This is a genomic window from Hymenobacter endophyticus, assembly GCF_032464715.1.
GTDB classification, from domain to species: domain Bacteria; phylum Bacteroidota; class Bacteroidia; order Cytophagales; family Hymenobacteraceae; genus Hymenobacter; species Hymenobacter endophyticus.
This window is the reverse complement of the sequence record NZ_JAWDJT010000015.1, coordinates 172,012-197,634: the sequence shown is the minus strand read 5'-3', so window position 1 is coordinate 197,634 and position 25,623 is coordinate 172,012. Positions and strand designations below refer to the sequence as shown.

General features: G+C 60.1%; 24 protein-coding genes. 13 read left to right on the top strand and 11 right to left on the bottom strand.

Features of this window, described 5'->3' with window-relative positions; all coding sequences use genetic code 11:
• The first annotated feature begins 18 nt into the window (after positions 1-18).
• Both ROI90_RS19150 and ROI90_RS19145 read left to right on the top strand, forming a co-directional pair.
• The gene (locus ROI90_RS19150; protein ID WP_315999893.1) at positions 19-1,143 is read left to right on the top strand and encodes a glycosyltransferase; all 1,125 of its coding nucleotides are present in this window, start codon (positions 19-21) and stop codon (positions 1,141-1,143) included.
• A gap of 93 nt (positions 1,144-1,236) precedes the next feature.
• Entirely contained in the window at positions 1,237-1,521 is a 285-nt protein-coding gene (locus ROI90_RS19145) for a GIY-YIG nuclease family protein (protein WP_315999892.1), read from the top strand.
• 103 nt (positions 1,522-1,624) lie between these two features.
• Here the strand turns inward: ROI90_RS19145 and ROI90_RS19140 are convergent, their stop codons facing one another.
• On the bottom strand, positions 1,625-2,731 hold the full coding sequence (locus tag ROI90_RS19140; protein ID WP_315999891.1) for a glycosyltransferase family 9 protein: 1,107 nt from the start codon (positions 2,729-2,731) through the stop codon (positions 1,625-1,627).
• A gap of 232 nt (positions 2,732-2,963) precedes the next feature.
• Positions 2,964-4,328, bottom strand: a complete 1,365-nt coding sequence (gene purB, locus ROI90_RS19135; protein WP_315999890.1) for an adenylosuccinate lyase — start codon at positions 4,326-4,328, stop codon at positions 2,964-2,966.
• A 162-nt stretch (positions 4,329-4,490) separates the two neighbouring features.
• Here purB and ROI90_RS19130 point away from each other — a divergent pair, with 162 nt between their 5' ends.
• Entirely contained in the window at positions 4,491-6,644 is a 2,154-nt protein-coding gene (locus tag ROI90_RS19130; protein WP_315999889.1) for a biosynthetic peptidoglycan transglycosylase, read from the top strand.
• A 161-nt stretch (positions 6,645-6,805) separates the two neighbouring features.
• On the opposite strand, the gene ROI90_RS19125 is transcribed toward ROI90_RS19130, so the two are convergent.
• The 3 genes from ROI90_RS19125 to hemG form a co-directional block, all read right to left on the bottom strand.
• Positions 6,806-7,750, bottom strand: a complete 945-nt coding sequence (locus ROI90_RS19125; RefSeq protein WP_315999888.1) for a TerC family protein — start codon at positions 7,748-7,750, stop codon at positions 6,806-6,808.
• 126 nt (positions 7,751-7,876) lie between these two features.
• Positions 7,877-8,668 (bottom strand): polyprenol monophosphomannose synthase, encoded by a 792-nt coding sequence (locus ROI90_RS19120; protein WP_315999887.1) that lies wholly within the window; start codon positions 8,666-8,668, stop codon positions 7,877-7,879.
• A 208-nt stretch (positions 8,669-8,876) separates the two neighbouring features.
• Positions 8,877-10,208, bottom strand: coding sequence for a protoporphyrinogen oxidase (gene hemG / locus ROI90_RS19115; protein ID WP_315999886.1), 1,332 nt, complete (start codon positions 10,206-10,208; stop codon positions 8,877-8,879).
• Positions 10,209-10,375: 167 nt separating this feature from the next.
• Here hemG and ROI90_RS19110 point away from each other — a divergent pair, with 167 nt between their 5' ends.
• Positions 10,376-10,882 carry a D-glycero-alpha-D-manno-heptose-1,7-bisphosphate 7-phosphatase gene (locus ROI90_RS19110; protein ID WP_315999885.1) on the top strand — a complete coding sequence of 169 codons (507 nt, stop codon included), beginning with the start codon at positions 10,376-10,378 and terminating at the stop codon, positions 10,880-10,882.
• Between the two features lie 79 nt (positions 10,883-10,961).
• On the opposite strand, the gene ROI90_RS19105 is transcribed toward ROI90_RS19110, so the two are convergent.
• The 3 genes from ROI90_RS19105 to ROI90_RS19095 form a co-directional block, all read right to left on the bottom strand.
• Positions 10,962-11,111 (bottom strand): hypothetical protein, encoded by a 150-nt coding sequence (locus ROI90_RS19105; protein WP_315999884.1) that lies wholly within the window; start codon positions 11,109-11,111, stop codon positions 10,962-10,964.
• A 200-nt stretch (positions 11,112-11,311) separates the two neighbouring features.
• A complete protein-coding gene (locus tag ROI90_RS19100) occupies positions 11,312-11,467 on the bottom strand; it encodes a hypothetical protein (RefSeq protein ID WP_315999883.1) in 156 nt (51 codons plus the stop codon).
• A 153-nt stretch (positions 11,468-11,620) separates the two neighbouring features.
• A complete protein-coding gene (locus ROI90_RS19095) occupies positions 11,621-13,024 on the bottom strand; it encodes a type III PLP-dependent enzyme domain-containing protein (RefSeq protein WP_315999882.1) in 1,404 nt (467 codons plus the stop codon).
• A gap of 306 nt (positions 13,025-13,330) precedes the next feature.
• Between ROI90_RS19095 and ROI90_RS19090 the strand changes: the two genes are divergently transcribed.
• From ROI90_RS19090 to ROI90_RS19075, 4 genes are all read left to right on the top strand, one after another.
• On the top strand, positions 13,331-14,305 hold the full coding sequence (locus tag ROI90_RS19090) for an arginase (RefSeq protein ID WP_315999881.1): 975 nt from the start codon (positions 13,331-13,333) through the stop codon (positions 14,303-14,305).
• A gap of 66 nt (positions 14,306-14,371) precedes the next feature.
• On the top strand, positions 14,372-14,821 hold the full coding sequence (locus ROI90_RS19085) for a YbaY family lipoprotein (RefSeq protein ID WP_315999880.1): 450 nt from the start codon (positions 14,372-14,374) through the stop codon (positions 14,819-14,821).
• 423 nt (positions 14,822-15,244) lie between these two features.
• Positions 15,245-17,038, top strand: a complete 1,794-nt coding sequence (argS, locus tag ROI90_RS19080; RefSeq protein WP_315999879.1) for an arginine--tRNA ligase — start codon at positions 15,245-15,247, stop codon at positions 17,036-17,038.
• A 105-nt stretch (positions 17,039-17,143) separates the two neighbouring features.
• Positions 17,144-17,725, top strand: a complete 582-nt coding sequence (locus ROI90_RS19075; protein ID WP_315999878.1) for an LOG family protein — start codon at positions 17,144-17,146, stop codon at positions 17,723-17,725.
• A gap of 98 nt (positions 17,726-17,823) precedes the next feature.
• Here ROI90_RS19075 and ROI90_RS19070 read toward each other — a convergent pair whose 3' ends face one another.
• On the bottom strand, positions 17,824-18,903 hold the full coding sequence (locus tag ROI90_RS19070) for a 3-oxoacyl-ACP synthase III family protein (protein WP_315999877.1): 1,080 nt from the start codon (positions 18,901-18,903) through the stop codon (positions 17,824-17,826).
• Between the two features lie 187 nt (positions 18,904-19,090).
• Here ROI90_RS19070 and ROI90_RS19065 point away from each other — a divergent pair, with 187 nt between their 5' ends.
• The 4 genes from ROI90_RS19065 (at position 19,091) to ROI90_RS19050 (ending at position 21,711) form a co-directional block, all read left to right on the top strand.
• Entirely contained in the window at positions 19,091-19,669 is a 579-nt protein-coding gene (locus tag ROI90_RS19065; RefSeq protein WP_315999876.1) for a glutathione peroxidase, read from the top strand.
• 124 nt (positions 19,670-19,793) lie between these two features.
• The gene (locus ROI90_RS19060) at positions 19,794-20,462 is read left to right on the top strand and encodes an HAD family hydrolase (RefSeq protein ID WP_315999875.1); all 669 of its coding nucleotides are present in this window, start codon (positions 19,794-19,796) and stop codon (positions 20,460-20,462) included.
• Between the two features lie 68 nt (positions 20,463-20,530).
• Positions 20,531-21,457 carry a 1,4-dihydroxy-2-naphthoate polyprenyltransferase gene (locus ROI90_RS19055; RefSeq protein ID WP_315999874.1) on the top strand — a complete coding sequence of 309 codons (927 nt, stop codon included), beginning with the start codon at positions 20,531-20,533 and terminating at the stop codon, positions 21,455-21,457.
• An 11-nt stretch (positions 21,458-21,468) separates the two neighbouring features.
• Positions 21,469-21,711, top strand: coding sequence for a hypothetical protein (locus ROI90_RS19050; protein ID WP_315999873.1), 243 nt, complete (start codon positions 21,469-21,471; stop codon positions 21,709-21,711).
• An 82-nt stretch (positions 21,712-21,793) separates the two neighbouring features.
• Here the strand turns inward: ROI90_RS19050 and ROI90_RS19045 are convergent, their stop codons facing one another.
• Complete coding sequence (locus ROI90_RS19045) at positions 21,794-23,437, bottom strand: DEAD/DEAH box helicase (protein WP_315999898.1); 1,644 nt, start codon at positions 23,435-23,437, stop codon at positions 21,794-21,796.
• A 280-nt stretch (positions 23,438-23,717) separates the two neighbouring features.
• Positions 23,718-24,749 (bottom strand): Gfo/Idh/MocA family oxidoreductase, encoded by a 1,032-nt coding sequence (locus ROI90_RS19040; protein WP_315999872.1) that lies wholly within the window; start codon positions 24,747-24,749, stop codon positions 23,718-23,720.
• 109 nt (positions 24,750-24,858) lie between these two features.
• Here ROI90_RS19040 and ROI90_RS19035 point away from each other — a divergent pair, with 109 nt between their 5' ends.
• A complete protein-coding gene (locus tag ROI90_RS19035) occupies positions 24,859-25,599 on the top strand; it encodes a class I SAM-dependent methyltransferase (RefSeq protein ID WP_315999871.1) in 741 nt (246 codons plus the stop codon).
• The last annotated feature ends 24 nt before the right edge of the window (positions 25,600-25,623 follow it).

Genomic DNA, 25,623 nt, shown 5'->3' with positions numbered 1-25,623 from the left:
TTTGTAAGTTTCCACCCTATGAAAGTAGTTATCATCGGGCCGGCGTACCCGTTGCGGGGCGGGTTGGCCACCTATAACGAGCGGCTGGCCCGGGCTTTCCGCGAGGCCGGCGACGAGGTGCGCCTCGTCACGTTTTCCCTGCAATATCCCGATTTCCTATTTCCGGGGCAGACGCAGTTCAGCACCGAGCCGGGCCCCGATGATTTGAGCATTGAAGTTAGCCTGAATTCGGTGAACCCCCTGAACTGGTACCGGGTGGGGAACCGCCTGCGCCGGGAACGGCCCGATTTAGTGATTTTTCGGTTCTGGCTGCCGTTTATGGGGCCGGCTTTAGGCACGGTGGCCCGCTTGGTCCGGCGCAACCGCCATACCCGCGTGGTAGCCATTACCGATAACGTAATTCCGCACGAGAAACGACCTGGCGACCGGCCACTCACGCGCTACTTCCTGAGCGCCTGCCATGGCTTCGTGACCATGAGCCGCGCAGTGCTGGCCGATTTGCGTCGCCTGCACTTCCGGCAGCCAGCCCTCTACCGGCCGCACCCGCTCTACGATAATTTCGGTCCGCTTAAACCCAAAGCCGAGGCGCTGGCGGCCCTGGGCATCGACCCCGCGTTTGGTTACCTGCTGTTCTTCGGGTTCATTCGGGCTTACAAGGGGCTGGATATTCTGCTGGAAGCCTTTGCCGATCCCCGGCTGGCCCGGCTGTCGCTCAAGCTTATCATAGCCGGCGAGTATTACGAGGACGCCGCGCCCTATGAGGCCCTTATCAAGCAGCACAACCTGGAAAGCCGCCTAGTACGCGCCACTGACTTCATTCCCAACGAGCGGGTGGTGGACTACTTCTGCGCCGCCGATATGGTGGTGCAGCCCTACAAAAACGCCACCCAAAGCGGCGTTTCGCAGATTGCCTACCACTTCAGCCGCCCCATGCTGGTAACAGACGTAGGCGGCCTGGCCGAGCTGATTCCGAACGGCGAAGTCGGCTACGTGGTGCCGCCCACGCCTCAGGCCATTGCCGACGCGCTGGTCGATTTCTATGCGCACCAACGGGAGCAGGAGTTCACGGCCGGCGTGTGGGCCAGGAAAAAGGAGTTTTCCTGGGACGTGATGGTGAAGGCGTTGAAGGAAGTGGCCGGCTGACCGTCATTGCGAGCGGAGCGAAGCAATCCTTCCTTATCAGGGCGCAAAACGCAGACCTATTTAAAGCCTATTTAGTCTGTCAAGCCGCGCTTTATGAAAGCCTTCTACGTCTATCTGCTGACCAATCAGAACAGAACGGTCCTGTATGTCGGCGTAACGAATGACCTGAAACGACGGGTGGCGGAGCATAAAGCGGGCCTGCATCGGGGCTTCACCCGGAAATACAACGTGCACCAGTTGGTGTACTTTGAGACGTATCCGGATGCCAACGCCGCCATTGCCCGCGAGAAGCAGTTGAAAGCGGGCTCCCGGCAGAAAAAGCTGGAGTTGATCAACGCGGCGAACCGGGAATGGCGGGATTTAGCGGAGGATTTGTAGGTGCGCCAAATGATAAAGCCCCACCAGAACGCGTTGATGCGCTTTCTGGTAGGGCTTTGTGCCTTGAAAGGAAGGATTGCTTCGCTCCGCTCGCAATGACGGCCTAAATGGGCACACTCGCCCGCACGGCCTCGAACACCTTCTGCGCCGATAAATCTTCCATGCAGCTGCTGGGGCCCAGCTTACAGGAGCCCCGGTAGAAGCAGACGCACGGCTTATCCGGCTGCACGAGTTGGCCACGGCCGTAAAGGTCGAATTCGTAGGGGTTGAAGATGTTGTTCATCAGAATAGTAGGCTTGCGCAGGGCAATACTGATGTGCATGGCCATAGTCACCTGCGTCACAATGCCGTCCATCTGGTGCAGGAGGTTGATAAACTGGGGCAGGGGGAAGGTGCCTAAGTAGGCCGCGCCGGTAGCGGCATGCAGACGCCGGTTGCGTTCATCCTCCGCCTCGCCACCCAGTAGCACGGGCGCGTAACCGGCCTGTTGCAGCTGTCCAATAAGCGTAATCCACTTCTCATCCGACCACAGGCGCGTCGTCCACCGGTCGCCGCAGCCGGTGTTGAGGCCGATGCGGGGGCGGCCCTGGGGTAGCTGGCTCCAGTTGTAGCCCTTGTCCTCGTGGGTGTCGAACACGTACTCTTCACCCTGAAACTCGTAGCTGCAGAGCTCGAAAATCTCCTGCACGTAGGGCTTCTGGTTCTGCTGGCTTAGCTCGTCGAACACGCCGGTTAGGTACTTGTGGTTGGCCAGCTCGCCCACGGGCCAAGCTACGCCATACTGCGGGTGTAACTGGTAGCCAAACTTCTGCGTGGCTCGGATGCTGCCCAGCAGCGCGCAGGCTTCCTTGTCTTTATCGAGGTTGAACAGCACGTCGAACTCCCGCTGTTGCAGATGCAGCACGCTGGTGAGCTCCAGCTTCAGCACCTCGTCAATCCAGCCACCGCTTTGGGGTAGAATGGCGGGCGTGAGCGTAAGCCAGGTGATGCGGGCATCCGGGTACTCCTGGCGCAGCCGCCGTAACAGGGGCGTAGTACGGATAACATCCCCGATGGCCCCAAGCTTAATAATGAGAATACGCTGCTGGGTGGGCGCGTACACCGGGCAGTCCTGGCACTGGTAGCCGTGCTCTTTGTTGGGGCGGCAGGGAATATCACCACGGAAGTGGCGGCAGTCGGGGTGAACGGTTACGCCGTTGAGGTGGGGCATTGGGGGAAATCTTGACACAAGAAGAAAAGACCGTCATGCTGAGCGCAGCCGGAGGCGAAGTCGAAGCATCTCTACCGCTGGCTAGTGCAATCATTGCAACGCTGACCGCTCCATAGCCCAGGGTTTAAACCTTGGGCTAATAAGGCTGACTAAACGAAGCGGTAGAGATGCTTCGATTACGGCTGCGCCTTCACTCAGCATAACGTTCTATTGTACTATTGGAAATACAAATCTACACGCCCACGTAGCTGCTGGGCGTGATGGCGCGCAACTCCTGCTTCACCGAGTCGCTCACGTTCAGGCTATCCACAAACTCGCTGATGGTAGCTTGGCTGATGGCGGTGCCGGTGCGGGTGAGGGCTTTGAGGGCGTTGTAGGGGTCGGGGTAGTTCTCGCGGCGCAGGATGGTTTGCAGGGCCTCGGCCACCACTGCCCAGTTGTCGTCCAGGTCGCGGCGGAGGGCGGCTTCGTTGAGGGCTAGCTTGTCGAGGCCGCGCTGCAAAGCGGTGAGGGCAATGAGGGTGTGGCCCAGCGGCACGCCCAGGTTGCGCAGCACCGTAGAGTCGGTGAGGTCGCGCTGGAGGCGGCTGATGGGCAGCTTGGCCGAGAGGTGTTCCAGCACGGCGTTGGCCAGGCCCAGGTTGCCCTCGGCGTTTTCAAAATCAATGGGGTTCACCTTGTGGGGCATGGCCGAGGAGCCTACTTCGCCGGCCTTCACCGTCTGGCGGAAGTAGCCCAGGGAAATGTACTGCCACACGTCCCGCGCCAGGTCAATGAGGATGGTGTTCAGACGCTTCATCCCGTCGCAGAGGGCCGCCAGGTGGTCGTAGTGCTCAATTTGGGTGGTAGGGTGGCTGCGCTTGAGGCCCAAGCGGCCCTCCACAAACTGCTGGGCAAACTGGTGCCAGTCGGTGCCGGGATAGGCTACGTGGTGGGCGTTGAAGTTGCCAGTGGCTCCGCCAAATTTCGCCCCGAACGGCACCTGGCCCAGTAGCTCCACTTGGGCGTCGAGGCGGGCCACGAATACTTCTACTTCCTTACCCAAACGGGTGGGGGAGGCCGGCTGGCCGTGGGTGCGGGCCAGCATGGGCACGGCGGCCCAGCTCTGGGCGCGGGTGGCCAGCTGGTTGCGCACCTGCGCATAGGCGGGCAGCAGCGTATGAATGAGGGCGTGCTGGAGGCTGAGCGGAATGGCGGTGTTGTTGATGTCCTGCGACGTCAGGCCGAAGTGAATAAATTCCAGGTACTGCCCCAGGCCCAGGGCCGTAAACTGGTCACGCAGAAAATATTCCACGGCCTTCACGTCGTGGTTGGTCACCCGCTCATGGGCTTTCACGGCGTCGGCATCGGCGGTGCTGAAGCCGGTGTAGAGGGCGCGTAGCTGGCCGAAAACCTCCGGATTCACGCCCTGCAGTTGGGGTAGGGGCAGCTCGCAGAGGGCAATAAAGTACTCCACTTCCACCAGCACGCGGTACCGAATCAGGGCCAGCTCCGAGAAGTAGGCGGCCAGCGGAGTAACCTGGCGGCGGTAACGACCATCGAGGGGCGACACGGCGGTGAGGGGCGTAAGCACGGTATAGTCGAGAGCAGCGGACATGCGTAGAAGGAAAAAATGGCCTGGAACGGGCCAAAGGTAGCGGAAGCCGGGCCGCAAGCCAATCGGGGCGCGGGCCTTTTTCGTTACCTTTGCCCGCAGAGCGGCGGCAGGTTCGGCACGAACTTCGCTCGGTCCGGCCGCCCCTTCTTTCTCTCCCGAACTGTGCGCGTGACTCCAGCTACCAAGAAAAAAATCGGCATCGGCCTGGGCATCCTGGCGGTGCTTCTACTTACTGGCCTCGGCATCTTCCTCGCAAAGCGGCAGGAGTTGCTGGATTTAGCCCTGCGCAAGGTAAAAACCAAGGTGGAGGGCAAGTACCCCGTGGTGCTCACCCTGGGCCCGGCCCGCTTCACGGACCTGAATACCGTGCAGCTGGAGGGTGTGAGCCTGGTCCCAACTACGCTCAACGATACCCTGTTCACGGCCCGACAGGTGCGGGCATCCCTGAGTGTGCGCAGTCTGTTTGCCGGCCGACCGGTGTTCAGCAACCTCGAAATCGACAACGCCCGCCTCACCGCCCGCCAAACCCGCAGCGGTCAGGATAACTACTCCTTCCTCTACAAAAAGAAGAAAAACCAGCCCGTAGCGCCGGTTGACACTTCCAAGGGCACTAACTACGGCTTGCTGGCCAACCAGCTGCTGGAAGCCACCTTCGATAACATTCCCGACGAGGCCGATTTCCAGAACTTTCTCGTGACCTACCAGAGCCCCCGCCACCGGGCGCGCCTGGTAATGCCGCGTTTGGCTATTGAGGACGGCGACATTACCGGCCAGCTCACGGCCAACATCGACTCGGTGGAGAACCGCGTGGGGGTGCAGGGCCACATTGACGCGGGCGACTACGAGGTGGACGCCAACATCTTCGGGCTGGACAAGCGGCCCGTGGTGCTGCCCTACGTGCAGCGCCGCTACGGGGCCCGGGTGCAGTTTGATACGGTGCGCGTGAGCCTCTCCGAGAAAGATATGAGCGGGGACGATGAGCTGACCGTGAAGGGCACCGCTTCGGCTGCTAACTTCATCGTGAACCACCCCAAGCTCTCCGACAGTGACGTGCGCTTCCCGCGCGGGGGCATTGACTTCGTGATGAAGCTGGGCCAGGCTTCGTTTGCTCTGGAAAAAGGCACGCGGGTGCTGCTCAACAAAATGGAGCTATTTCCGGAGTTGAGTGTGCGCCGCCTACCCGTGCCAGAGCGCGTGATTGGCAAGGACATCAACGGCCTCACCAGCCGCAGCCAGCTGCTGGCCGGCGTGCAGGTGAAGCTGAACGTAGAATCGGCCGAAACCAAGGCCAACGACTTCTTTGCCTCCTTACCAGAAGGCATGTTTGAGACCCTGGAAGGCACTCAAGCCGAGGGCACGGTGCAGTACCACCTCATGGCCGACCTGGACATGAATAAGCTCGACAGCCTCAAGTTCGATTCGGGCTTGCGGGCTACCAAGTTCCGCATCACCCGCTTCGGGCGCGAGAACCTGAATCAGCTTAACGAGGAGTTTCTGCATACGGCGTACAACGACAAGGGCGACACGGTGAAAACCTTCCTGGTAGGCCCCTCCAACCCCGAATACACGCCCTATAACCAAGTGTCGGACTACCTGAAATACGCCATCATGACGGCCGAAGACCCGCGCTTTATGACGCACCGGGGCTTTATGGAAAAGGCTTTTGTGAAGTCGGCTATTCAGAACCTGAAGGAGCGGCGCTTTGCCCGGGGCGGTAGCACCATCAGCATGCAGCTGGTGAAAAACGTGTTCCTGACCCGCAAGAAAACCCTGGTGCGCAAGGCCGAGGAAGCCCTGATTGTGTGGATTATCGAAAACACCCGCCTGGCCACCAAGGAGCGGATGCTGGAGGTGTATCTGAACATTATTGAGTGGGGCCCGAAGATTTACGGCGTGCACGAGGCCGCCGAATTCTACTTCGATAAGCGCCCGGCCAACCTCAACCTCTCGGAAAGCCTGTTTCTGGCCAGCATCATTCCGCGGCCCAAATACTACCGCAACGGCTTCAACCAGTACGGCGAAATGCGCGTGAGCGGGCGCTACTTCCACCGGCTCATTGCCCAGCTAATGGCCCGCAAAGGCTACATTTCGCAGAGCGAGTACGAAAACGTGGGTACCTCCGTAAACTTCCAGGGCCCGGCCCGGCAGTTTATCGTGCGGGCCACTCGCGACACGGTGCGCACCGTAGTAGCCGCCGACTCCTCCCAATACGAGCCCCTGAACCTGATTGACCTGCTCGGCGGCGACACCGCCCCTGATGCCGGCGTGAACACCAACCAGCCCGCCCCGCCCGCTACCCCACCAGCGGGGAATTAGGGCCGGGAAGGCAGAGGTAAAAAGTAGAAAGTCAAAGCCCCTCCGTCATCCTGAGCGCAGCGAAGTACCTTATTACGGCAGAGCAAGTCGTTGTTACGACAAACGTTCTGCTGCTATAAGGTACTTCGCTGCGCTCAGGATGACGGAGGGGCTTTGACTTTCTACTTTTTCTCTTGGACTTCCTCTTCTTCCTCCTTCTTCGGAAACAGCAACGACAGCCCGATGGAACCGGCCAGAATCAGCCCGACGACACCCAGAGAAATACCCATCGGAATGTGCACAAACTCAGTAGCCAGCAGCTTGCCCCCAATAAAGACGAGGATGAGCGAGAGGCCGTAGTGCAGGTAGTGAAACAGGCGCATCAGGCTTTCCAAAGCGAAATACAGGGCCCGCAGACCCAGCAAAGCAAACACGTTGCTGGTGTATACGATGAACGTGTCGCGCGAAACGGCCAGGATGGCGGGAATAGAGTCGGCGGCGAATACTACGTCGGTGGTTTCCACCATTACCAGCACCACCAGCAAGGGCGTGGCGAACAGGGTGCCGTTCTGGCGCACAAAAAAGCGGCCCTCGTGCAAGCGGTTGGTGATGGGCAGATGGCGGCTCAGGAACTTGACTACCGGGTTGTTATCGGGGTCGATTTCCGGCTCCCCGCCGCTGGTGGCCATCTTCACGCCGGTGTACACCAGGAACGCGCCCAGCACATACAGCAGGAAGTGGAATTTGGCCAGCAGCGCCGCCCCGGCCAGAATAAACGCCGCCCGCAGCACCAACGCCCCAATGATACCCCAGAACAGGATTTTGTGCTGGTACTGCGGCGGAACTTTGAAGTAGGTGAAGATGAGCAGGAACACGAACAGATTGTCCACGCTCAGTGACTTCTCGATGAGGTAGCCGGTGAGAAACTCCAGGGCCGCCTGCTTGCCCATCCAGTGGTACACGCCATAGTTAAAGCTCAGCGACAGAGCCACCCAGAATGCACTCCAGCCCAGGGCTTCCCGCATGCGCACTACGTGGGCCTTGCGGTTGAATACCAGCAAATCGAGCAGCAGCAGGGCCAGCACGCCCACGTTAAAGCTAACCCAGAACAGCGGGGATATTTCCATCGGGGTAAGATACGCGCCTAACCCGATATGCCGCTACTGGAAATGAGCCGCCGCTAAAAGCAACCACCCACCATAGCTGAAGTGTAGCAGCTGGAGTGGGTAGTAGTTGGTTAAGATGCTGGTTGGCTAACGGGCCTCAGGAGCAGCTGGTAGGGCCGCTACGGCCGCGTCGGGGGAAGTTGCCGGAGTACGATCAAAACGGCGGAACCAGCTGGCAATCTTCATTTGCAGAACTCCAAAGAAAGCTTCCTGCACAATGCCCTTGCTCATTTTAGATGCTCCCCGCGTGCGGTCAGTGAAAATGATGGGCACTTCTTTAATGCGGAAGCCGTACTTGTGGGCCAGCCACTTCATTTCAATCTGGAAGGCATACCCCACAAACCGGATGCGGTTCTGCAGAATAGTACGCAGCACCTGCGCCGAGTAGCACTTAAAGCCGGCCGTAGCATCCCGGATGGGCATACCCGTTACAATACGCACGTAAGCTGAGGCAAAGTAGGACATCAGCACGCGGTCCATAGGCCAGTTCACCACATTCACACCCTGAATGTAGCGGGAGCCGATGGCTAAATCGTAGTTCTGGTGGGCGCAGGCATCGTAGAGGCGCACCAAATCATCGGGGTTATGGGAGAAGTCGGCGTCCATTTCGAACACATACTCGTAACCCCGCGCCAGAGCCCAGTGGAATCCGTGAATGTAGGCTGTGCCCAGGCCTAGCTTGCCGGTGCGCTCCTCCAGAAACAGCCGCTCCGGAAACTCCGGCATCAGCCCGCGCACAATAGCCGCCGTGCCGTCCGGCGAGCCATCATCAATGATGAGCACATCGAACGGTTGGGGCAAGGAGAAGACCTTGCGGATAATAAGCTCCGCATTTTCCTTCTCGTTGTAGGTCGGTATCAGGACGAGCCCGTTTATCATTGCCGCAAAGGTAGAAGTTTGTTCGGTGTGCCGCCGCATTGGGTAGTAGTGCCCCGCTGCAACTTGCCGCATCCCCAAACAGATGCCAAAAAAGGGCGAAAGTTGCCGCGGCCCCCACGGCGGCCATCTTATAACACGTGCCGGAGTATTTTGAGTTTAGCAGAACCCGCCTAAATAGCTGCCGAAGCCCGGCCGGCCGGTGGGCCAGCTACCGCGCGGCCAGCGTAGCGGCCAGCTGCCGGGCCTGGCGCACGCAGTCGGGCACGCCCACGCCAGAGCGCCAGTTGGCCGCCACATGCAGGCCCTGCGCCGCCAGCGCATCCGCGGCGGCGTGGGCCGGCCCAATGTGAGCGTCAAACTGCGGAATGGCCTTGTCCCAGTAGTAACGGTACTGCCACACCGGCTCGGCCCCGGCCCGTACCGCGTACAAGCGGCTCAACTCCTCGTGCACGGCGGCTTTCTGCGCGGCTTCGGGCTGGCGGGCCTGCTCCTCATACTGGCTGCCGCCCACAAAGGTGGTAAACAGCACCTGCCCGGCCGGGGCCCGACCGGGGAAGATGGAGCTGGTCCAGATGCTACCGGCCGCGTAGGGCTGCTCGGCTTTGGGATTGAGCGCCCCGAAACCATCCAACGGGTGCCCCACGTCGGCGCGGTGGTAGGCCGTATAAATGGCCGTCATGGGCGGGTGCTGCACCTGGTTGAGGGCTGCCGCCACCGCCGGAAACTGCTCCTGTAGCAGCGGAGCCGCCGCGTAAGCCGGCAGAGCCAGCACTACGTGGTGGTAGAGGCGAGGGGCGGGGCCGGCAGTGGTTTCTACCTCCCAGCGGCCATCATCGGCGCGGCGGTGCAGGTGCGTGGCCGCCTGCCCGAAGTGGGCCCGCCGCAGCTTACTGCCCAGCGTAGCCGTGAGAGTTTGCAGGCCCCCGGCCAGGGAAATAATGCGGCGGCGGCCGGCGGGGTTTTTCGTTTTCATCAGGCCCTTGACTACCGAGCCGTACTGCTGCTCCAGAGCAGCCAGCTGGGGAAAGGTTTTGTGCAGCAGTAAGCGGGCCGGGTCGCCGGCGTAAATACCCGAGATGAACGGATTAAGCGCATACTCCACCACCTCCGGCCCAAACCGCCGGCTGAAGAAGTGGGCCAGGGTTTCCTGCGGATCAATGGGCTGAGCTGGCCGGAACATTTCCCGCACAAAGTTCAAGCGCGTTTTCACACTGAAGAAGGAGCTGGTAAGCAGAGCCGGGGGCGAAGCGGGCAGCTTCTGGTAGCGGCCCTGGCGCAGCACGTAGCGGTTTTGGCTGACGGCCGCCGCCTCCTGCACCTGCCCGCTCAGGCCCAAGGCGTTGATCAGCTCCGCCAGTTCCTCGGAAAGCTGCAGGGAGTTGGGGCCGGTTTCTACCAGGTATCCGTCGCGCTGCTCTGAGCGGAGGTTGCCGCCGGGTCGGGCGCTGGCTTCAAACAAGTCGTAGTCGAGGCCGGCGCGCTGCAAGTACCAAGCCAGCGTAAGGCCCGAAATGCCGCCACCCAGAATTGCAATTGCCATTGGGGAGGAAAGATGATAGGAACAGGCAAAGGTACGGCCATTCGGGGCTTCTGAAGGTGCTGGGCTGATTTCCTGGCTCCGCAACGGGCGCCTGGCACCTGGGCGGGCTGGTAGCGCACCTATACTCCGCTACCTTTGCCCACCCACTGCTTCAACCCGCAACGCACATGAATAAAGCCGTATTTCTGGACCGCGACGGAGTACTCAACAAGGAAATAGGAGAATATGTATGGGAGCTAGAAAAATTTGTGGTGCTGGACGGCGTGCCCGAAAGCCTGGCCCGGCTGAAGGCAGCAGGTTTTTACCTGGTGGTAGTAACCAACCAGGCCGGCATTGCCAAGGGACTCTACACGGCGGCCCACGTGCAGGCCTGCCACCACAAGCTGCAGGCCGCAGTGGGGGGCTTGATTGATGCGTTCTACTTCGCACCCGGCCACCCCGACGTTTCGGAGTCTTTATCGCGCAAGCCTGGCTCCCTGATGCTGGAAAAAGCTATGGCTCGTTTCCGGCTGGATGCCAGCCACTGCTGGATGGTGGGCGACCGGCTGCGCGATATGGAAGCCGGGCACCGCGTGGGCGTGCGGGGCATACTGGTGGGCCCGGAGGCGCAAGCTGGCTACCAACCCCACGTTGCCGACTTACGCGCCGCCACCAACCTCATGCTGGCCGGGTAGCGCACCGGTACCAAACGCCACCGGCGCGGCCCCAAGTACTGGAGCCGCGCCGGGCGGGTGTGTGCAAACGGAAACCAAACTACTGGTGCTCTGCCACTGGGGCCGTGCTGGCCATAATCGGCGCCGCTACCCGATTAACTGGTTTCGTGGCGGAGTAGGCGGGGCATTGATTGCGGCAGGAGGAGGCACCTATCAGCAGGAAACCACCCCAGAGAAAAAGTTTTTTCATGGTAAAAGACAAAAAGTGTGGTTGGCATTCTAACACAAGTCCTTCAGAAGCAACCCTGTTTGCGTCTTAACGATTCCTTCGCCGCAAAATTGTTTTATTGACGAGTTAATTCGTTATTGAATAAATGCAAATGGCCTCTTCCTGTTAGAGGAAAAGGCCATTTGTGGCTAACCTGGTGTATACCAGCTTGTACTGTGTACTTATTGCCGCTCGGTGGCGGTAGTGTGCTGAGCAACGATGGTAGAGGAAACCCGCACGGCATCCTTGGTGCTGGAGTAAGCGGGGCACTGAGACTTTTTGTTGCAGGAGCTCAGCCCAAGGCCGGCCACACACGCCAGGAGTAGTACTTTTTTCATGCGGAGTAAAATGTGAGCGGGCCGGGCCCGGCTGTTTGGGTGTACGTGGGTAAAGGTACGGGAACTCCCGCCCGTGTGCAACCCGCTTCTAAAAGAACAAACTCCCCGAAGCACTGCTCCGGGGAGTTTGTTCTGGCTGAGTAGGAGCACGAACTAGGACTGGTAGCCCAGAATGCGCATCATGGAATCGGCGGTCTGCTCCTCGGCAAACACCCGGTCGGTGAGGTTGCCGTCGGCGTCCCGGTCCAGAATAACCATTTTGGGAGCCGGGATGAGGCAGTGCTTCACGCCACCGTAACCCGAGAGGCTTTCCTGGTAAGCGCCGGTGTGGAAGAAGCCCACATATAGCGGCTTGGCATCGGTGGCGGGCTTACGCTCTGGCAGAAACACCTGATAAATGTGCTTCTCGGCGTTGTAGTAGTCCTGGGAGTCGCAGGTGAGGCCGCCCAGCTGGATTTTCTTGTAGCTGCGGTTCCAGTTGTTGAGGGCCAGCATAATGAAGCGCTGGTTCAGGGCCCAGGTATCCGGCAGGTTGGTGATAAACGAGCCGTCAATCATATACCACAACTCCTTATCATTCTGCAACTTCTCATCCAGAATACTGTAGATGGTGGCGCCCGATTCGCCCACCGTGAAGATGCCAAACTCGGTGAAAATATCCGGCTCCGGCACGCCTTCTTCCTCGCAGATGCGCTTGATGGTGCGCAGTACCTCGGCAATCATGTAGGGGTAGTCGTACTCCTTCTGAATGCTGGTCTGGATGGGCAGGCCGCCGCCAATATCAATGGTAGTGAGGGTGGGGCACACCTTGCGCAGCTCGCAGTACTTGTGCACAAACCGGCTCAGCTCCGACCAGTAGTAGCTGGTATCCTTGATTCCGGTGTTGATGAAGTAATGCAGCATCGTCAGCTCGAAGCGCGGGTCATGCTTGATTTTCTGCTCGTAGAGCGGAATAGCGTCGGCGTAGCGGATGCCCAGGCGGGAGGTGTAGAACTGGAAGCGGGGCTCCTCATCGGAGGCCAAGCGCATGCCCACATTGCACTTCTCGCGCACGTTGTCGTGGTAGTAGTCCACTTCGTTGGGCGAGTCGAGGATGGGCATGCAGTTCACGAACCCGTCGTTGATGAGGCGCGTGATTTCGTACTTGTATTCCTCGGTTTTGAAGCCGTTGCAGATAATGAACGTATCCTTCTGTACCCGGCCCTTGGCATGCATGGCCCGGATGATGTTGGTATCAAACCAGGAGGAAGTTTCGATGTGGACGCCGTTTTTCAGGGCCTCTTCCACCACAAAGCTGAAGTGCGAGGCCTTGGTGCAGTAGGCGTAGGAGTATTTGCCCTGGTAGCCAGTTTGCTCGATGCCTGTCCGGAACCACTCCTGGGCCCGCTGAATCTGGGTGCTGATTTTAGGCAGGTAGGCGATGCGTAGCGGGGTGCCGTGCTTTTCCACCAGGGCCATCAGGTCGATGTCGTGGAAGCGCAGCTCGTCGTTCTCCACGTGAAACTCGTCCGTGGGGAAGTCAAACGTCTGGGAAATCAGGGAGTGGTAAGTATCCATGCGGGGAAGGGTAGAGGAAGAGTCAAAAGAACTGTCATCCTGAGCTTGCGAAGAACCTTATCACGCTTGAACAAGTGGGGCTCTAGCGTGATAAGGTCCTTCGCATGCTCAGGATGACAGGATATTTTCAACTGGTCGAGCTTTTGTCGAACTTAGTGCCCGCAAAGATACCCCGTACGCGGGGTTTTGGTTGTGCTTTGTTCGTTGGTTGCGCCGGAAGGACCGCGCGCGTCAAGCCTGAGAGGAACCCCACCCGCTCAATCGGCAAGCATCTAAACCACCTAACCCTTTTTCTGCCAATGTAATATGCGACGCATTAAGCTTCTGGAGGTCCGCTCCGAACTCGGAGCCGGCACCCGTGGCGCCAGCCTGGGCATTGATGCCCTCAAAGTAGCCTGCCTCAACAAAGGCTCCGACTACTTCCGCCGGTTCAACTCCGTGGCCATTCCGGACCAGAACCACGTGCTTTTCGAGAAAAACCACTTCCCGAAGGCTAAGCACATCGATTCTATTTATACGGTGCAGAAGGGCATTGCCAGCACCGTGGAGCAAACCCTGCGCTTCGGGGAGTTTCCGCTGGTATTGGCCGGCGACCATAGCAACGCCTCGGCCACCATTGCGGGCATTAAGGCGGCCTACCCGCACAAAACGTTGGGCGTAGTGTGGGTAGATGCTCACGCCGATATTCACTCGCCCTACACCACGCCCTCGGGCAACATGCACGGCATGCCGCTGGCCATCAGTCTGGGCGACGATAACCGCCCTTGCCAGCGCAACCACCCGGAGCCCGAAACCGAGTTTTTCTGGCAGAAGCTGAAAAACCTGGGTGAGCCCGGCCCGAAAATAGCCCCCGAGCACCTGGTGTACATTGTGGTGCGCGACACTGAGCACGAGGAAGATGCCATTATTGAGCGCCTGGGCATCAAAAACTACAAGCTGGACGAGGTAAAGGCCAAAGGCACCCGCCAGGTGGCCCGCGAGGTGTACGAGCGGCTTCGCTTCTGCGACCTGGTGTACGTGAGCTTCGATGTGGACTCCCTGGATTCGCGCTTTAGCAAGGGCACCGGTACGCCCGTGGTGGACGGCCTGAACGTGGAGGAAGCCATCAGCCTGTGCCGCGCCCTGCTGGATAACGACCGAGTGGTGTGCTTTGAGATGGTGGAAATCAACCCCACCCTCGACAACATGAATACCATGGCCACCAACGCCTTCGACATTCTGGAAGCTGCCACCGATGCCATCCAGAACCGGCTGCGGCTGGAAGAAGTGGTAAGCCGGTAGCCACCGCCCGAGCAAGGATGAATGCGCTATAGCCGTTTATTGCGCATTCATCCTTGATATTTCGCTATGAAAACGCTGCGCTACCTGGCCCTGAGCCTGCCTGCCTTGCTGGTTGCCTGCTCCACCGCTCCGTCTACCCCGGCGGTGCCGGACGCTTCGTCGGGTCCAGTTTCCGGGCCAGCCGCCACCGATTCTGTGACGGGTACCATCACCTACCGCAACCGCATGGCCTTGCCGCCCACAGCCCTGGTGCGCGTGGTGCTCCAGGATGTGGCCTTGCAGGATGTGGCCGCTACGGTTATTGACTCCATAACCATCCGGCCCAACGGGCGGCAGGTACCATTCGGCTTTGCGCTGCACTACGACCCCGCCCGAATTGCGGCGGGCAGCCGCTACACCGTGCAGGCTCGCATTACCGACGGCGGCCGGCTGCTCTACCTGCATGATGAGGCCTACCCCGTAGTGACGGACAAGCAGCCCAAGCGGGTTGACATTGTGGTGCGGCCGGTACAGTAGTCGGGAGAAAAGGCTAAGCCCAATCATCTTGCTGGATTGCAGCCTCACTAACGGTCGTTGGTGGGGCTGCCGCGTTTCGGGCCGGGCCAGTGGGGGAGGATATGGGCAACGCTCAGGTTGGAGGCTTGGCACTACCGGTTTGGGGGCCGCAACACTTTTTCGGGCGGCTTCCGGCGCAGGTTTTTACCTTTGCAAGAGTAGCCCGCCTTTCTAATGGCGGCGCAAGTGTTTATGGTATTGAGGTATTGGCTTCGGCAACGACGACTCCCGGCGTAACCATCGGCCGGAACTGGGCACTGGCACCTGGGTAACGGGTGCTACTGCCTGCCCTGGCCGCTGCTTACGCCCTGTTCGTCTGGCTACCCCACTATTTCCTTCTGAAGCCGCTGCCGTGGCTTCCCTTTTAAGCGTTTCGCTTTTCTCGTGCAACAACTCGAACAAACCCTCAAAGCGGCCCTTGGCGCCGCTATTCAGCAAGTATTCGGCGCGGAGGTGCCCGCCACCCAACTCGGCCTGCAGCCAACCCGCAAGGAGTTTGCCGGCCAGTTTACGCTCGTTACGTTCCCGTTCACCAAAACCCTGGGCAAAGGCCCCGAGCAGATTGGGCAGGCCCTGGGAGAGTGGCTGGTGGCTAACTCCCCCCTGGTGAGTGGCTACAACGTGGTAAAAGGCTTCCTGAACCTGGAAATTGCCGATGCCGAGTGGGTGAAGGCCTTCGAGCAGCTGGGCCAGACGCCGGCCGGCACGCCCGTGCCCACGGGCGGCCCCCAGAACGTGGTGGTGGAGTATTCCTCGCCCAACACCAATAAGCCCCTGCACCTGGGCCACCTGCGCAACAACTTCCTCGGCTACTCAGTGGCCGAAATTCTAAAAGCCACCGGCGCCACCGTCACCAAGGCTAACCTGGTTAATGACCGGGGCATCCACATCTGCAAATCCATGCTGGCCTACCAGCAGTACGGGCAGGGCGAAACCCCGCAGAGCGCTGGCATCAAAGGCGACCACCTGGCCGGCAAGTATTACGTGCTCTTCGAGAAGCACTACCGCGAGCAGGTGCGCCAGCTGGAAGCCGAAGGCGTGCTGCCCGACGTAGCCAAGCGCCAGGCCCCCATGATGCTGGAGGCTCAGGACATGCTGCGTGCCTGGGAAGCCGGCGACGAGGAAGTGGTAAGCCTCTGGAAGCAGATGAACGGCTGGGTGTACGAGGGCTTCGACGCTACCTACCAGAACATCGGCGTCGATTTCGACCAGTATTACCACGAATCGGGTACCTACCTGCTGGGCAAGGAGCGGGTAGAGGAAGGCCTGCAGAAGGGCGTGTTCTTCAAGAAGGAAGACGGCTCGGTGTGGGTGGACCTCAAGGAAGAAGGTCTCGACGAAAAGCTGTTGCTCCGCGCCGACGGTACCTCCGTGTACATCACCCAGGACCTGGGTACGGCCGAGCTGAAGTACCAGGATTTTGGCTACGACCTGAGCGTATACGTTATTGCCGACGAGCAAAACTACCATATGCAGGTGCTGCGGGCGGTGCTCCAGAAGCTGGGCAAGCCCTACGCCGACGCCATCTACCACCTCAGCTACGGCATGGTGGACCTGCCCTCGGGCAAGATGAAAAGCCGCGAAGGCACCGTGGTAGATGCCGACGAGCTAGTGCGTGAAGTGGTGGAAGCCGCCAAAGCCGCCACCCTCGAAAAAGGCAAAACCGAAGGCCTGAGCGAGGATGAGCTGGCCCAGCTCTACCACATGTTGGGCCTGGGCGCGCTCAAGTACTACCTGCTGAAGGTAGACCCCAAAAAGCGCATGCTCTTCAACCCCGAAGAGTCGGTGAAGCTGGAAGGCGACACGGGGCCGTTCATTCAGTACAGCCACGCCCGCATTGCCGCCATCCTGCGCAAGGCCGCCGAAATGAGCATCAGCCCGGACGCCGACCTGAGCACGTTGCCGGCCCTGCCCGCCGCCGCCCGCGAAATGGTGCAGGAGCTAGGCCGCTACGCCGCCGTGGTGCAGGAAGCCGCCCGCACGTTCTCGCCCGCCGTGGTGGCCCAGTACGCCTACGACGTGGCCCGCGCCTACAACCGTTTCTACACCGACATCAAAATCTTCACGGAGTCCAACGAAACCAGCCGCTCGTTCTACGTGGCGCTGTCGGCCCAAACCGGCCGCACCATCAAGGCTAGCCTGGGCCTGCTGGGTATTCAGGTGCCCGAGCGGATGTAACCCCGCGGCGCGAACTGCTTGTTTTGCGCCACTGCTCCCACATGCAGCAGCAACGCCAGCCGTGGTGTTGCTGCTGTTTTTCTTTTGCCAACAACTTACTTACCAATGAAAAGCGTAGCCGTGTATTGTGGTTCCAGCGCCGGAACCAACCCGTTGTATACCGAAATGGCGCAGGAAATGGGCCGCGTACTCGCCGAACAAAGCATGACCCTGGTGTATGGCGGGGGGCGCGTAGGGTTGATGGGTGCCGTGGCCGACAGCGTGCTAGCTCACGGGGGCCAGGTTATCGGCGTGATTCCCGATTTTCTGGTAGCCAAGGAAGTGGAGCACCGCGGCGTAACGGAGCTGCACATTGTGAAAAGTATGCACGAGCGGAAGCTGCTGATGGCCGACCTGGCCGACGGCTTCGTGGCTATGCCCGGCGGCTTTGGCACGCTGGAAGAGCTGTTCGAAGTGCTGACCTGGGGCCAGCTGGGCCTGCACAAAAAGCCTGTGGCCCTGCTCAACGTGGCTGGTTTCTACGACCATCTGCTTCGCGCCCTCGACCACATGGCCGACGAAGGCCTGTTGCGCCGCGAAAACCGCCACCAGCTGCTCAGCAACCCCGACCCCAGCAACCTGCTTACCGAAATGCTGGCCTATCAGCCCATAGCGCTGGAAAAATGGCTCACGCCCCGCACTACGTAAGCGGCGAATTTGTGAAGTGGTGAAATGGTGAAGGGCCGTTCTACATACGCACATAGTGCAAGTAGGACGGCCCTTCACCATTTCACTAACTGACTAAATCACATCTGGTACACCACGGCGTTGCAGTTCATGCCGGCGCCCACGGAGGCAAATACGATAATGTTGCCGGGTTGCAGGTCATTGTCAGGCAGCTGGCCTTTGAGCAGTAGGTCCAGCAGGGTAGGGAGGGTGGCTACCGAGGAGTTGCCCAGCCAGGAAATCGTCATGGGCATGACGCCGGCCGGAATGGGGGCGTCATTGTAAAGGGCGTAAAGGCGCTTTAGAATGGCCTCATCCATTTTGCCGTTGGCCTGGTGAATGAGCAGCTTGCGCATGGTCGTAATGGGCAGGCCCGCTTTATCAAGCGTGTCCTTGATGGCCTGGGGCACGGTTTTCAGCGCGTACTCGTACAGCTTGCGGCCTTCCATTTTCAGGAACAGCTCCGAGCCCTCATACGCTGGGTTGAACGACTTATCCATGCGCAGCAGGTGGGCTGCCTGCACAGTATCGGAGCGGGTGCCGTGGGCCAGAATACCCGTGGGCGCATCGGTTTCCCGGGCTTCCAGAATGATGGCCCCGGCTCCGTCGGCGTAGATCATGCTGTCCCGGTCGTGGGGGTCGCACACGCGGGAGAGGGTTTCGGCCCCAATAACCAGCACCCGTTTAGCATCCCCGGAGCGCAGGTAATAATCGGCCTGAATGACGCCCTGCAGCCAGCCGGGGCAGCCAAAGGGCAGGTCGTAGGCTACGCAGTTGGGGTTCTCGATGCCCAGTTTGTGCTTGACGCGGGCCGCCAGCGTGGGTACAAAGTCGGAGCGGCGGTTGTCCAGGGCTACGTCGCCGAAGTTGTGGGCTACCAGAATGTAGTCCAGCGTTTCGGGGTCGGTGTGGCTGGAGTGCAGGGCATCCTGGGCGGCCAGGAAAGCCAGGTCGGAAGCTACCTGATTGTCGGCGGCGTAGCGCCGCTCCTGAATATCGGTGATGTTGGAAAACTGCTGTACTATCTCACTGCCGGCCTTCACGAGTGGGGCACCGGCCGCGTCATAAAACGAGGAATTGATGAATACTTCGTTTTTAATGATTTGCGAGGGGAGGTAGCTGCCTGTTCCGGTAATGACCGAATGAAGAGTCTTACGCATGGGCAGATCAGCCGCGGAATGAGGACGCGGTAGGGGCAAATGTACAGATTTTTGGCATTGCCGAATTTAGCAGCGGTGCAGAAGCCCCTAGCGGACGTACCTTGTTGGACCGAAAGCCGCTGGCCCGAACATTGCGTATGTCTGTCGGTTTTCCACTGAAATTTCCCCTCTTTTTACGCTGACCTCCATGAAAGCTTTTGTGCTATTGGGCGCTCTGGTTGCCACCGGCTACGCCAATCTTCCCACCCACCCCTCCACTCCGGCCATGACCTCCGAAACTGCCGCCGCTACCGGCACCGTGTACGACTACACTGTGCAAACCATTGACGGTAAGAACGTGAAGCTGAGCCAGTACAAAGGCAAAAAGCTGCTCATCGTGAACACGGCCTCCGAGTGCGGCTATACCCCGCAGTACAAGGAGCTGGAAGAGCTCTACAAAAAGCACGGCGACAAGGTGACGGTGCTGGGCTTTCCTGCCAACAACTTCGGGGGCCAGGAGCCCGGTACCAACGAGCAGATTTCCTTGTTCTGCGAGAAAAACTACGGCGTTACGTTCCCGCTATTCAGCAAAGTGTCGGTAAAAGGCGACGACGCCGCCCCGCTGTACAAATTCTTGGCCGACAAGACCAAGAACGGAGCCGTGGGCGACGCCCCTTCTTGGAATTTCTGCAAATACCTGGTGGATGAGAAAGGTCAAGTAGTGGCCTTTTACCCTTCCAAGGTGAAGCCCATGAGCGAGGAGCTGGTGGCCGCTATTCTCAAGTAAGAAACAGATAGCCACCGCGTAGTTGCCAGTACCCAGTGCAGTAAGGTAAGTAGCGCGCAGCCCCGGTTGCGCGCTACTTGTGTGTAGGGCACTACCTTCGCACCCGAAATCAACTTCTGCCCGCATGGTTCGCACCGTAATATTTGACATGGATGGCGTTATCGTCGATACGGAGCCCGTGCACCGCTACGCCTACTACCGACATTTTGAGGAGCTGGGCATTGAAGTGCCGGCTGACGAGTACGCTACCTTCACGGGCCGCTCGACCAAAAATGTGTACCAGTTCCTCAAGGATAAGCATGGTCTGGGGCCGGAAGTGGAAGAGTTGGTGTTGGCCAAGCGGGACTTCTTCAACCGCGCCTTTGACGAGCAGCCCGACCTGGATTTGCTGGCCGGCGTGCGCACCCTCATCGAGGACTTGCACCAGCACCAGATGCAGCTGATTCTGGCTTCCTCCGCGTCCAAATCCACTATTGACCGGGTGATGCGGCGGTTTGCCCTGGGTCCCTACTTCTCGCACTTGGTAAGCGGAGAGGATTTCCCCCGCTCCAAGCCTGATCCGGCTATTTTCGAGCATGCCGCCAGCCTGTCGGAGGCTCCTAAGCAGCAGTGCGTGGTGATTGAAGACTCCAGCAACGGCGTTACGGCCGCCAAGGCCGCTGGCATTTTCTGCATCGGCTACAGCAGTGAGCATTCTCCGCTGCAGGATTTGAGCCACGCCGATTTGGTAGTGGCGCATTTCCGGGAGTTGACGGCGGCGCGCATTGCCACTTTGGAGCCATCGGTTGGCTAAGCAACAGATACTACACCATTCGTAATCGGTAGCGCGGGTAGGCGTTGCCACCGTTTTATAGTCCTCTCATGTCGTCTTCCGTTTCTGCCCCCGCTGGTCCCGCCAAAGCCTGGATTTCGGCCTTCCGGCCTCGCACGCTACCGTTGGCTTTGGCCAGCATCATGGCCGGGGGCTTTTTGGCGGCCAGCAATGGGCAGTTTCGGGGCAGTGTAGTAGGGTTGGCAGCCCTCACCACCGTTCTGCTGCAAATCCTGAGCAACCTGGCCAACGACTACGGTGACTCCCAGAACGGCGCCGACAGTGTGCACCGGGAGGGCCCCCAGCGGGCCGTGCAAAGCGGAGCTATCAGCCCCGAGCAGATGAAGCGGGGCATGGGCCTGTTCGGAGCGTTGTCGCTCGTGAGTGGGGTGGCCCTGCTGTGGGTAGCGCTGGGCGCGGTGGCCGTGTGGGTGACGGCCGCGTTTTTCGTGCTGGGGCTGTCAGCCATCTGGGCGGCAGTGAACTACACGGCCGGCTCCAAACCCTACGGCTACGCCGGCCTCGGCGACCTGTCGGTGTTTATTTTCTTTGGGATGGTGGGTGTGTGCGGCACCTATTTCCTGCAGGCCGGCAACCTGCCGCTGCCCGTGCTGCTGCCCGCTGCCGCGCTGGGCTGCTTTGCCACGGCCGTGCTGAACGTGAACAACATCCGCGACATCCGCTCCGATGAATTGGCCGGCAAAATCACCATTCCGGTGCGGCTGGGTCCTCGGCGGGCCCGCGTGTATCACGTGGTGCTGCTTACGGCCGGGCTGGTGTGCGCCGTGCTCTACGTGGTACTTACTTATCACTCGTTCTGGCAGTGGCTGTTCCTGCTCTCCGTCCCGCTGCTGGCCCGCAATGCCGCCGCCGTGTGGCAGCGCCAGAACAGTATGCAACTGGACCCGCTACTGAAGCAAATGGCCCTCACCACGCTGGTGTTTACGCTGCTGTTCGGATTGGGGCAGGTGCTGTAATCAAGAAGGTCATGTCAGGATTATCCGCTGCCAGTAATGTTCTTGCCCCAGCTTTCTATGTGCTGCAGGAAAAAGGATATCAGGTTTACTTTGATAAGAAGCAGGATTGGTGGGTTGCTATGAAGGGTGATGTACAGTTGATAGGTTATTCTACAATAGAATTGTGCGGACTCGCTTACATCCATGAAGCGAAAGGAGAGGAGTGGAGAGTGTCAGACGAACAGATTGATGCATACATGCAGCTAGAACAGTAAGTAATCAGCACAATACCATCTAATCAAGGAATAAAAAAGCCCCCGATACACCATGTAACGGGGGCTTTTCTATGCTTGAAACCTACTCCGCGCTGGGAGCGGCGGGGGCGGCAGTGGCTGCTGCTTCCAATGCGCTGCCTTCGGGGCGGGGGCCACGGCCGGAGCGGTTGCGGCCGCCCCGCTTGCGGCGGCGCTGACCTTCCGGCTGGTCGCCTTCGGCCCGGGGAGCAGCAGCTTCACCCTCGGGGCGTGGAGCACGGGGCTCCCGGGGCGGGCGGGCTTCGCCCTCGGGGCGCGGGGCGCGGGGTTCACGCGGCTCGCGGCGGGGGCGGCTTTCGCTGCCTTCGGGTCGGTCTTCGCGGGGTGGGCGCTGGTAGGGCTGGGCAGGGGCCTGGCCAGCATCCAGGGCCGCCAGGGCGGCGGCGGCGCGGGCAATACGGGCCTGCTGGTCGGCGTCGGGTTTGCCGTCGCCGCGGTTGGGGCGGGCTCCGTCGCGGCCACCGCCGCTGCGGCTGCCACCTTCGGGGCGGGGGCCCCGGTCACGGCCGCCACCGCCGCCGGAGCCACCGCTACGGCCGCCGCGCTCGGGCCGGCCGCCAATTTTGCCGCGCAGGCCGCTGAAGCGTTTGGGGTCAAACTCCGGGGCTTCGCCCAGGCCCATGGCCTCGGTGATGCTCTGCTTGTCAACTTCCCGCTCAATCAGCTTCTCAATCTTGAGTACCCGGTCCTGGTCCTGGTCACTGATGAAGGTAATGGCTGTGCCTTTGGTAGCGGCGCGGGCCGTGCGGCCGATGCGGTGCACGTAATCCTCGGCGGCGCGGGGAATATCGTAGTTCACCACGTGGCTGAGGCTGTCAATGTCGATGCCGCGGCTGAGTACGTCGGTGGCTACCAGAATGGGGAACTGCTTGTTTTTGAAGGCCCGCATGATTTCCTCCCGCTCCTCCTGGGTACGGTCGGATGAGATGCCCCGGGCTTCAATGCCGAGCTTGTTGATGGCCCGTACAATGCCGCCCACGGCCGCTTTCTGGCTGGTGAACAGTACCATGCTCTGCACATCCTGGGTTTTGATGATGTGCTCCAGCAGATAAATCTTCTGGCGGTCGAAGGCCATGTAGAACTGCTGGTCGATGCCGGCGGCGGGCTTGGACACGGCCAAGCGGATTTCCTCGGGGCTCTTGAGCAGCTGCTGGGAAAAGTCGCGGATTTTGCTGGGCATGGTGGCCGAGAACAGCAGCGTCTGACGCTCCTTGGGCAGCTGGCGCACAATGTTGAGGATGTCATCGGAGAAACCCATGTCCATCATCTTGTCGGCCTCGTCGAGCACCAGGTATTTCAGGTCCTCAAACTTCACGTAGCCCATTTGCATGTGGGCAATGAGGCGGCCGGGCGTGGCAATGATGATGTCGGCGCCGGAGGTGAGGGCACGCTTCTGCTGCTCCCAACCCTCCGATTTGCCCCCGCCGTAGATGGCAATGGAGCTGGCTTCTACGAAGTAGCCGAAACCAGTCACCTGCTCGTCAATTTGGGTGGCCAGCTCGCGGGTGGGCACCAGAATGAGGGTGGAAGTGGTGCCGTGCTTGGCGTGAGAAATTTTGTCGATGAGGGGCAGCAGGTAGGCGGCCGTTTTGCCGGTGCCGGTTTGGGCGCAGGCAATCAAATCTTTGCCTTCCAGAATACGGGGAATGGCTTGCTCCTGAATGGGGGTGGCATTCAGGTAATTCATGGCATCGATGCCCGCTAGCAGGTCATCGTGCAGGTTAAACTCGTGAAACGTCAAGGTGCAGCTGTGTTTTTAGATTGATTGATGGCTGACCTTGCTTTTCGGTCAGCAAACCGCTGTGTGAATAGCAACAAAGATAGAGGGATTTGCGTGCCGTGGAGGTTGGGAGAGTGAAACCAGAACGTCATTCCGAGCGGAGCGAGGAATCTCGCGTGCTGACGTTGTAATCCTGATTCAACATCAGCACGCGAGATTCCTCGCTCCGCTCGGAATGACGTTCTTTTTAGCCTCTATCTTCCAGAATCTCCAACTGCCAGCGCAACTCCTCCGCCCGGATAGGGTAGGGCTGCCCGTTGCGCAGCGTCTGGAACACGGCCTCAAACAGGCCCAGGTAATTGCCAGTGGGTGCGGGCCGGCTGGTTATCAGCGTCTGACCAGGGGCGGGCACCACGGTAAGCGTGCCGGCGGCGGCAGCCGTTTCCAAGCCATATTCGGGCGCCGTGGGCGGCAGGCCTTGGTCGAGCTGGGTTTCCTGCACGTCGGCGCGGCTTTTCTGGAAGGAGCCGAGGGTGCCGTGCAGCACATAGGCCGGCCCCGGGGCGGCCGTGAGCAGGCTGCCCGTTACAAATACGTTCAGGCCCCGGGGATACTGCAGATGGATATGGAAATAGTCATCGACGCGGGAGTTGGGCCGGTGACTGGCCCGGGTAAGGTGCGCCCGTTCCGGGCGGCCAAACAGGCTCAAGGCCTGATCCAATACATGTGGTCCCAAGTCGAAGCTGAGGCCGCTGCCGGGCACGGCCGGGTCTTCCTTGAAGGTTTTGACGTTAAGGGCCGCTTTGTACCTGTCGAAGCGGAAATGTACCTCCGTTAAGTTGCCTAGTTGCCCGCTTTCCACTACCTGCCGCACCAGCTGAAAGTCGGAGTCCCAGCGGCGGTTTTGGTAAGCCAGCACGTGCCGGTTTTGGGCGGCCGCCAGCTCCAGCAACTCATTCAGCTCGGTTACGGTGGTGGCTACCGGCTTTTCAATGAGGACGTGCTTGCCAGCCTGCAAGGCTTGTTTGGCCAGGGCAAAATGGGTGTCGTTGGGCGTATTGATGATGACCAGCTCTAGCTCCGCGTCAGCCAATAGCTCGGTCACGCTGTCGTAGCTGATGAGAGTGGGATAGTGCTGCTGGGCCTGTTTGCGGCTGCGTTCCACCACGGCCCGCAACTGGAAGCCGGCATGCGCCGCTAGAAACGGCGCGTGAAAAATGCGGCCCGACATGCCGAAGGCCAGCAAACCAGTTTGAACAGGGGCAGAAACGGAAGGCATAGGCAAAGGAAAAACAGTGAGTTCTAGCGGGCAGAAAGCTACTGCAACTCAGCCGAAACAACCCGCACCGCCAGTTTCACGAACAACAGACCACACTACGCAGGATATTATGGCCACTCTCGACCGATTTTCCACTCAGGCGGATTTGTACGCCCGCTACCGCATCGACTACCCCGCCGAGCTTTACCAGTGGCTGCTGCCTCAGGTAGCCGCCCGCGCCCGCGCCTGGGACTGCGCCACTGGCAACGGCCAGGTGGCCGCCGTGCTGGCCGAGCATTTCGCTCAAGTAGAAGCCACCGACATCAGCACCGCCCAACTAGCCCAGGCTCCGCAGCTGCCCAACATCCACTACCAGGTAGCCAGCGCCGAGCGTACCCCGTTTGCGGCGGCCAGCTTCGACCTCATAACCGTGGCTCAGGCCGTGCACTGGTTTGATATGGCAGCCTTCAACGCCGAGGTGCGCCGCGTGCTGCGGCCGGACGGCGTACTGGCCGAATGGGGCTACAACCTGCTCACCATCAACCCCGAAATTGACCCGCTGGTGCGGTACTTTCACGATGAAACCATGCGCCCTTACTGGGATGATAACCGCTGGCACATTGTGGATGAATATGCCCGCCTGCCGTTCCCGTTTGCCGGGGTGCAAACCGGCCGCTTTGCGGTGCGGCGGCAGTGGTCGGCGGAGTGGATGCTCAACTACCTGCGCACCTGGTCGAGTGTGGCCAGCTACCAGAAGCAGCACCAGCAGGACCCCGTGTTACTCATTGCCGACGAGTTGACGCAACTCTGGGGCCCGGGGGAGCGAGAGGTAATCTTTCCGGTATTTGCGCGAACCGGCCACCTGCAGTAGCAAGTGGCCCACGCCCGAGCCTGC